Genomic DNA, 4,792 nt, shown 5'->3' on the forward strand with positions numbered 1-4,792 from the left:
CGGTCACCCAGAGTTGGGCGGTTGCCCCGGGTCTGGTCGACGGCCCGACCGCAGAATTCAAAGTGAACAGCGAGGGCGGGCGGCACAGCTCCAGCTGACCGCGGAGCCGGAGCAACCGGATACAGGACCCCCATCAAAACGATGGGGGTCCTGTTGTCAGTAGCGGTTGCTCGCCGAATCGAACAGGTACACCTCGCCGATGTGGGTGGCCGTGGCGACCTGCCCCGCCGCCGACACCGCGACCCCGGTGGCGAAGCCCTTGGACCCCGGCATCGCGATCGTTCGCAGGGTCTTACCGTCGGCGGTGGAGACCTCCGTCAGTGACAGCGAGTCCTTGCCGGCGTCACGGACCACCGTCCACGCCGTGTTCCGCGCGGTGAGCGTAGACAGGCTGACGACGGCAAGATCGGTTCGCTGCCACACCTGTTCGGCGGCGCTGCCGGTGTCGCGGAGCAATGTCAGGGGAGCACCGACCGATCCGGTGGGGATGATCAGACCTCCCGGGGACACTGCGAGCGTCGCGAATCCGTGCTCACCGAGATTGTGTGTCCACACGGTCTTGCCGGTTGTGGTGTCGACGGCCAGCAGGGTGCCCGGCTTGGAGACGGCGTAGACGCGGCTTCCGTCGGCCGACAGCGTGGGCGGGCCGATCATGCCGCCGGGGATCGCTGCCGACCACACCTGGTGGATCGAACGCTCCCGGTCCTGCATTCGGTAGTCCAGCGCGATCAGTTTCGACGCGCTCTCACCGGCAGGCCAGAAGTTGAGATAGGCCCGCTGGCGGCCCGCATCCACCGCGGGCGGCGAGGGGACCGGGCACTGCGGGCCATCGGTGATGCAGTCGCCGTAACCGAAACCGGGATCGTCGAGGTTGACGTCCTCACGCAACCGCAGCTCCGGCGCCACCAGATCACCGGTCTGCGAATTGAGCAACAACACCTGCCCTTGCGTGGTGGCCACCAGCACGACGCCGCGATCGGCGAATCTGGCCGAACGGGGAACCCCGATCGTCGGCACCCGCCAGCGGATGGCCCCACCCGCGTTGAACGCGATGAACAGGCCCTTCTCCCCGATGTACGGCTGGTCGTACTGATCCACCAGCAGCGTGTTGGTGGCGGCACCGTCCTGCAGCCGCTTGCAATAGTTCTTGCGTCCCTGCCGCGGGTCGAACACGAACATGTTGCAGCCGTTGGTCGTTGTCGCGGTGACCCCGATATTGCCGTTGCCCGATATCGACAACGGGGCGGTAACGGGTCCACCGGTGGGCCGCGACCAGCGCAACTCGAGATCGTCGGAGATCTGGGGGCCGGCGAAGTTGGAGTTGAACGAATTGCCGCCGAAGCTCGACCAGCCCCACGCCGACACCGATCGGACATCGGTGTGTCCGTCGGAGCAGGCCGACACCACCAGCGTGAGCGCTGCCGTCAACAGTGCGAACCCGGTTCCGATCCGCCGCCGGCGTTCGGTATCACCCGTCGCTGCGCTCGCCCCGGCTCGTGCAGCCATCCCGCTCCCATCGCATTCGTACTCGGAAACCCGGGTGCGCCGCGCACCCAACCTCCAGAGCCTATCGTGTGCGATTTCGCACTCCGTTACTGTTTGTCCTCATGACCACCATGTGGAATGCGTCCTACCGGTCCCGCTGGAAGGCCGGCCGCCGCCGCGACCCGGCACAAGCCCGGTTCCTGACCGTCGACTCACTGCGCTGGGTGCTGCGCAACAAGGCCTACACACCCTGGTACCTGGTGCGCTACTACCGGCTGGCCAAGTTCCGGATGGCCAATCCGCACGTCGTGCTGCGCGGCATGGTGTTCCTCGGCAAAGACGTCGAGATCCACGCGACACCCGAGATGTCACGGATGGAGATCGGCCGCTGGGTGCACATCGGCGACGGCAACTCGATCCGCTGCCACGAGGGCAACCTGCGCATCGGCGACAAAGCGGTGTTCGGCTGCAACAACGTCGTCAACGCCTACCTCGACATCGAGTTCGGGGGGTCGTCGCTGGTCGCCGACTGGTGCTACATCTGCGACTTCGACCACGTCACCGACGACATCAACACCCCGATCAAGGACCAGGGCATCGTCAAGAGCCCCGTGCGCATCGGCCCCGACACCTGGGTGGCCACCAAGGTGACGGTCCTGCGTAACACCATCGTCGGCCGCGGCTGCGTCCTCGGTGCACACGCCGTCGTCAGGGGCGTAATCCCCGACTACGCGATCGCCGTCGGCTCCCCGGCCAAGGTCGTCAAGAACCGCAAGGATGCCTGGGACGCGAACGCCGCCCAGCGCGCCGAACTCGAACGTGCCCTCGCCGACATCGAACGCAAGAAGGCCGCCGCCGAGGGGAAGGAAGCGGCGGAAGGTTAGCTGGCCTGTTTGTCCACAGGAGTCACGAGTGTGCGTGCACAGTCGTGGCACACACGTATGGTTGAAGGCACGTCATGCCGATGGCAGGGGAGCAGGTCTTATGGGTTTGGAATCTGAAATTGTCGAGCGGTCGAAGGAAATTCACGCCGATGGATATCCGATGTCGATCGGAGAGTTGCTTTCGCTCTACCGGGACGGTGACTTGGATATCCACCCTGAGTTTCAGCGGGTGTATCGCTGGGGTCTGAACCAGAAGTCTGCGCTCATCGAGTCCATCCTGTTGAACATCCCGGTCCCATCGGTTTTCGTGTCTCAGCGCGAGGACGGAGTCTGGGACGTCATCGACGGGGTTCAGCGCTTATCCACGATTATGGAGTTTGTCGGCGAGTACAGGGACGAAGATGGACAGAGATACGAAGGTCTGACTCTTCAGGGTACCGATTATCTGCCTTCTCTTGAAGGTGTTCGATGGGAATCGGAAGAATCGGGATTTTCCAAGGCACTTCAACGTGACTTTAAGCGATCGAAAATTGAAGTAAGAATCATTCGGAAGACTTCGGATCCGAACGCAAAGTATGATCTGTTTGAGAGGCTGAATTCCGGGACGGATCTGAGTCCTCAGGAGGCAAGGAATTGTCTGCTCATCATGCTCAACCGAGATATGTTCAACTTGGTTTCCAGTCTTGTTGGTGACCGTTCGTTCCAAGCTGTCACCAATATTTCGGCGCGCAAGGAGAGCGAGTCTTTCCGCAACGAGCTCGTTCTGCGGTTCTATGCGCAGGCGGCGTATGATGGTCCGAAGGAGGATCTCAAAGTCGACTTTGGCCAGTTCTTGACGCATTGGATGCGCGCCACCGCGACTGTGGGACCACTACCCGACGCGGGAATATTTCGAGAAGTGTTCGATCTGCTCCTGCGGGCAGACGGTGAGGACGTCTTTCGACGTCTCACCGAAGACGGGCGACGCACCGGACCGTTCTCGAATGCGGCTTTCGAGTTTATTGCCACCGGCGTGCAATACAACCTCCGCGAATGGCGCGGTGACCACGAGGCTTTGCAGAAACGAATACATCAGGTATGGAACGATCCGAGTTTCGCAAACCACGTCGGCGGAGGGGTGAGTGCGCGGACCCGTTTTCCGCGCATGGTGCACCACTCGCGGGAGTTCTTTTCGCGGAAGCCGGGTTAGCCGGTGGCGATCCAGACCTACGACGATCTCACTGACCGAATTGACAACGACTTCTCTTGGCGAATTGTTGAGCTCAATGCAATCAGGGGGGAACTTGAGAAGCACGACCGCACCCCCGATACACCGCTCGCGCGGGCCCTCAGAAGATCTGGCGCAGCCATTCTGTATGTGCACTGGGAAGGGTACTGCAAGAACGTCTTGTCGGCGTACTTCGATTATCTACTGGCACGACGAATACCGGTTCGGAAGGCGTCTGATGGGTTGGCGATGTTGATGCTGGAAAAACTGTCCCGAAGCATCTCTGACCCGAATTCTCCAGCGGCCAGAGACCTCCTTTCGCTGGTCCGGGGAGATGCGGAACCGCGGATTTCGCGTGTCCGAACGGACGATGTCGTGAATACGCAATCGAATCTGCGTTCTCGTGTGATCGAAGATATCCTTCGCAAGCTGGATCTCGATATTCCTCTCGTCAGCACCAAAGGGCATCTCATTGATAAGTCGTTGTGCGACCCGCGCAACGCGATCGCTCACGGCAAAGAGCATACGTGTCCCGATGTGGGTGAGTATCAACGCGTAATGGACGAGATCGTGGTTTTGATGCGCGAAGTCTCGTCGGCGATTACGTGGAGTGCGGGTCAGGCAGCCTACCTGCGTGGTTGACCACGGCGGTGGTCGACGGGTGCCGGCAGGTCGTCCCAGTCGGTGTCAGGTTCGCCGACCATTCGGAGCAAACAGCAAGGTAGTTGTTGGTGATGTTTACGGCCCGTAGGTCCATTTCCCTTGGACGCACATCACAGCCTTGCCGCGCGGCGTCCGCGCCACCGGGTACTTGCCGGTGCAACGTTGCCCCAATTTACGAACGACCGGATCGACCTTGGCGGTCGCGACCCACTTGTAGCCGCCGCCCGATCCCATGTAGACGCAGACCGTCCAGTGCCCGTTCTCGGTTCGTTGAATATTGCTCACTTCACTTTTCGTGCAGTAGTTGCCGATGCGGGGCTTGCTCGCGTGGGCTTCGGCGGCGACGCCTGTCAGCCCGCCGACGGCGATGGTCCCGGCGATGAGTATTGCTCTGATTCTCATGTGCGGGAGCGTATCGGGTAGGTCTGACAAGACGAGCGCGGCGCGCAGGGCTCATTCAGCGACACTGTAGTTGCCCAAGGTTATCGGCCTGGTCGACCTAGTACTACAGCCGTAGATCGGGAGTGGTGACGATCACGCGTGTGTTTACGCT

General features: G+C 61.6%; 5 protein-coding genes. 3 read left to right on the forward strand and 2 right to left on the reverse strand.

Features of this window, described 5'->3' with window-relative positions; translation table 11 throughout:
- Positions 1-156 precede the first annotated feature (156 nt).
- The gene (locus Q0627_RS22320; RefSeq protein ID WP_291020406.1) at positions 157-1,506 is read right to left on the reverse strand and encodes a PQQ-binding-like beta-propeller repeat protein; all 1,350 of its coding nucleotides are present in this window, start codon (positions 1,504-1,506) and stop codon (positions 157-159) included.
- 101 nt (positions 1,507-1,607) lie between these two features.
- On the opposite strand from Q0627_RS22320, the gene Q0627_RS22325 reads away from it, so the two are divergent.
- The 3 genes from Q0627_RS22325 (at position 1,608) to Q0627_RS22335 (ending at position 4,218) form a co-directional block, all read left to right on the forward strand.
- Positions 1,608-2,369: an acyltransferase gene (locus Q0627_RS22325; protein WP_291020404.1), complete on the forward strand. Its 762-nt coding sequence runs from the start codon at positions 1,608-1,610 to the stop codon at positions 2,367-2,369.
- 100 nt (positions 2,370-2,469) lie between these two features.
- Complete coding sequence (locus Q0627_RS22330; RefSeq protein WP_291020402.1) at positions 2,470-3,558, forward strand: DUF262 domain-containing protein; 1,089 nt, start codon at positions 2,470-2,472, stop codon at positions 3,556-3,558.
- A 3-nt stretch (positions 3,559-3,561) separates the two neighbouring features.
- Positions 3,562-4,218, forward strand: coding sequence for an MAE_28990/MAE_18760 family HEPN-like nuclease (locus Q0627_RS22335; RefSeq protein ID WP_291020400.1), 657 nt, complete (start codon positions 3,562-3,564; stop codon positions 4,216-4,218).
- A 96-nt stretch (positions 4,219-4,314) separates the two neighbouring features.
- On the opposite strand, the gene Q0627_RS22340 is transcribed toward Q0627_RS22335, so the two are convergent.
- A complete protein-coding gene (locus tag Q0627_RS22340) occupies positions 4,315-4,641 on the reverse strand; it encodes a hypothetical protein (protein ID WP_291020398.1) in 327 nt (108 codons plus the stop codon).
- Positions 4,642-4,792: the final 151 nt, after the last annotated feature.

This window comes from uncultured Gordonia sp., assembly GCF_937858515.1.
GTDB lineage: Bacteria > Actinomycetota > Actinomycetes > Mycobacteriales > Mycobacteriaceae > Gordonia.

What these genes read in the sequence shown, in the direction of transcription:
- Q0627_RS22340 (WP_291020398.1), bottom strand. Translation starts at nt 4,641, where the DNA reads ATGAGAATCAGAGCAATACTCATCGCCGGGACCATCGCCGTCGGCGGG.
- Q0627_RS22320 (WP_291020406.1), bottom strand. Translation starts at nt 1,506, where the DNA reads ATGGCTGCACGAGCCGGGGCGAGCGCAGCGACGGGTGATACCGAACGC.
- Q0627_RS22330 (WP_291020402.1), top strand. Translation starts at nt 2,470, where the DNA reads ATGGGTTTGGAATCTGAAATTGTCGAGCGGTCGAAGGAAATTCACGCC.
- Q0627_RS22325 (WP_291020404.1), top strand. Translation starts at nt 1,608, where the DNA reads ATGACCACCATGTGGAATGCGTCCTACCGGTCCCGCTGGAAGGCCGGC.